Annotated in this window: 5 protein-coding genes; all 5 read left to right on the top strand. The window is 43.4% G+C overall.

From position 1 onward, the window contains the following. Window positions 1–341, top strand: a 341-nt coding sequence (locus K384_RS13765; protein ID WP_211245246.1) for a hypothetical protein, incomplete at its 5' end; no start/stop codon positions are given. 91 nt (window positions 342–432) lie between these two features. Then, window positions 433–858 (top strand): hypothetical protein, encoded by a 426-nt coding sequence (locus K384_RS10250; RefSeq protein ID WP_038032047.1) that lies wholly within the window; start codon window positions 433–435, stop codon window positions 856–858. Between the two features lie 308 nt (window positions 859–1,166). Beyond that, the gene (locus K384_RS10245) at window positions 1,167–1,406 is read left to right on the top strand and encodes a hypothetical protein (RefSeq protein ID WP_038032045.1); all 240 of its coding nucleotides are present in this window, start codon (window positions 1,167–1,169) and stop codon (window positions 1,404–1,406) included. Between the two features lie 340 nt (window positions 1,407–1,746). Then, a complete protein-coding gene (locus K384_RS10240; protein ID WP_038032043.1) occupies window positions 1,747–2,658 on the top strand; it encodes a hypothetical protein in 912 nt (303 codons plus the stop codon). A gap of 54 nt (window positions 2,659–2,712) precedes the next feature. Further along, window positions 2,713–3,278 (top strand): hypothetical protein (locus tag K384_RS10235; protein ID WP_038032040.1); only part of this gene is annotated, 566 nt, incomplete at its 3' end.

Below are 3,278 nucleotides of genomic sequence, written 5' to 3'. Positions count from 1 at the left end.
GGTTGCTGAATGGCTTGCCGGGCTTGATTGTAGAAGCTCACGACCTTTCCCGGCAAGTGAATTTCCTTTTTAAGAGCCTTACTTTGTCGGAACAGATAAAAGTACCCCGGGTGGAGGATATCAGGAAGAAAAAAAGAAAAGTGAAAATAGTGAGCAGGGAAGAGTATTATGATATACTTGTTGAGGCTCTTTTCAGGTTTGCAAGAATGCTTGCCGATACAAGCTACGACGTGGAGGTATCGTTCGAAGATTGCTGTAAAGAGGGCAGGGAGAGGGATTGGTATTCCTTGCAATTGTGTGAAAATGCTTTTGAAAAAAGAACCAAGCGCAGAAAAAAATAAAAGCAATGTATGCTCCTATTGCCATGCTTTCCTGTAGCTATGCCTTGCTTTTGATGCTTAAATTGAACCAAAAACCAATCATACCACCATCATGAAAAAACTAAGCATCTGTCTGTTTGCGCTCTTGTGGTACCTGTCTTGTGTGCTTATGGCACAATCCGGTCTTCATGGAAAAGTAGAATATCTTGTGATTGAAGATTTTGACTGGCATGATTCTACCGGGCTGCCTGCCCCCGATGTTTACAATGCGTGCCGGGCCGAGCTTTTGTTTGATGCCCGCCGGGCTTTCTGTCATGAATATTTTGAAATGGATGAAGAGAAGCGTGAAGCCATCATGCAAAAAGAGCTGGAAAGATTGAAGCAGGAAGCAGCCGAAGCAGATGAAGAAGGGCGCAAAGAGCTGAATCTTACCATTGAGGTCCCCTCATCCAATAAGCACTACTATGTACTTACCGAGCGGCAGCCGGCACCGGTGCGCTTGACGCTTATGGCTTGGGCAAGACGTTCTTGGGTATAGCCGTGCAGACGGCGCAAATAACGTATGTTTTGGCTTACTAAGCTCATAAGCTTGAAGGGTCTTTCACAAATATAATCAGACGGGCGGCTTTTTGAAAATGCTGCCCCGAAGAAAGTATTTTGTTGATGGTTGTGGATGGAAAAGATACATTGTAAGTATTGACTCGCTTTTTTTTCTTTGCAACGGTTATTGAAGAAGGGAAGCTTCCCGCTGCGCAGCTCAATGACCGTCTTTATTCCCTGAAAGGGCACCTGTCCCACGGTGTAAAAGTGGGGTTGTATTATTGTAAACTATAATTCAGTAAAAAGATGAAAAAGATAGCTCTTTTGTGTCTTCTTACAGGAGGAATGGCATTGACCTCGTTTGCCGGTAATGGAAAATCTCAGTTGCAAAAAGCAATGGAGACGTCAAAAACTGACCAGGTTGTGGTACAGAGTCCGCCAGAGTTGCAGGTGGGAGCGTGCCTCATCAAAGTGGAAGTCCCTCTTTTTAAAGGGAAGCTTAATTTTAAAATTAGACTTGGGTGTGCATATGGTACAATTAAATAAATTTTGGGAGTTATGAAAGCTTTGATAATCGGAACGTTGTGCTGTGTGTTAAGTAGTGGTCTTACTTTAGAAAAGGGCATTGTTGACTATGGAGGAGCTTCAGTTTATTCTAAGTCTAAAAAAGAAGCTATAAGCATCGCCTCCGAGCAGTCGGTAGCGCCGCAAGGCGAGGGATGTCTTATAAATACGCATGTGCGTGTTAAAGGGAAAGTGATAAGAGTGAGACTTCTTTGTGTCTCACTTAAATTAAAGCTTAATTAATATTTAAGTAGGGAGCTTCCTTTTTTGCAGTTGGAGGCTCCTTTATACTTAACTTATGTGAATAAAATATATAGAAGCTATGTTGTTTCGTATCGTTTTCATTATTAGCCTTCATTTTTATCCTATCCTTACTTATGGGCAATATGTTGTCTCTACTAGTGGCGAGAGTACGCAGAGGCTACAAGTACGCTACGAAGTAAAAAACCGGGTGTTTGAAGGATACGATACGCGGTTTGAAGGCACATTATGCCTCAATGGCGGAAAAGATACTTTGTGCTATCAGGAACTGTTAATGTATGATGATAAAAAGAGAGTATTTTACCACGTACAAAAGAATGGCGAAGATGTAAAGGAGTATAAGCTTTCCTTGGGAACAAGCACTTTTGCAAAGAAAGAAAAGAAGAAAAGAAAAAAGAGGAAGAAAGAAGAAGAGGATGAAAGTGGAACGTTAGACTCTCTTGTGATAATAGAAAATGCTTCGGACTTGCTTTTAGACTGGGATAAGTCAAAAGCCGAAAGCAAAGTCATTCAGGGGTATGTTTGCTACAAAGACACCGCCCGCAAGGATGGCAAGGCACTTTATGAGGTCTGGTATTGCCCCGATTTACCTGCCGGCGGTCCTTGGATTTTGTGGCATCCCGAGGGCTTGGTTTTGGAAGCGCGCACACTGGATCAAAGCTTAATACTCGAGGCAAAAGAGGTGCAGTACACAGAAGAGGTGCGTTTTTTGCCCCTTGGGCAATGGGAGGGTGTTCAGCCCATGAATCGCAGCGAATATATCAAGTGGGGAGAAGAGTTCGGGGCTTTTATGAAAGAGCAGATAGTTCAACAAGTAAAGCCCTATTTGAAGCTTATGAGTGTAAGTAATATCCGAGGTATGGCCAACGGGAGCATGTTTGGGCTTTTGAGAGATCCCGGGGTGCAAGCCATTGTCAAAAAAGCACTGGACGATGCAATAGAAGAGCTAATTAGGCTGAAGCAAAAACAATAAGGAGCAATAACTAAGGTTAAAAGGTATTGAAAAACAACACTAACAAGTGCAGGTATGAAAAGAAGCATGTTCGTTTGGTTGTTTGTATTTTGGGGAGTGCTTGCATCCTGCTTGCGGGCAGGTGCCCAAAACCGTCTTTCCGGGAAGGTCGGATACCTGGTTGTAGAAGACTTGGATTGGCGCGATTCATCACAAATGCCCCCCTTGGTGAAGCGAAATGTGAGGGAGGCTACTTTGTATTTTGATGCTGAATCTACCTTCTTTATAGAGCGCACAGAGGGTATTCCCTTGTCCGGTGTAAAAGAAAACATTGACAGCTTGGCAGCGCCTTTTATGGGAATGTCACAAGAAGAACTGGCTATGGAATATGCCGAAAATGGACCAAATGATTTTTTTATTGAGGTGGAAGAAGAAGAAATAATTGCCTTCCGGGGTGATCGGTATTATGAGTCAGTAAGCACTTTAAATGAAATGAGCAAAGTGCCCTTCGCTTACGCCGAACACCGGGACTCCGTAAAAATCAATTGGAAGGTGTTCCCCGAAGAAAAGCAAATAGGCGAGCTGCTATGCCGGAAAGCAGTGGGGAGCCTTAGGGGGCGTACTTATGTGGCTTGGTATTG

The sequence above is a fragment of the Thermonema rossianum DSM 10300 genome (assembly GCF_000426825.1).
In the GTDB taxonomy this organism is placed as follows: domain Bacteria; phylum Bacteroidota; class Bacteroidia; order Cytophagales; family Thermonemataceae; genus Thermonema; species Thermonema rossianum.
Note: the sequence above shows the minus strand (reverse complement) of the source record. Positions and strands in the feature narration are given on the sequence as shown.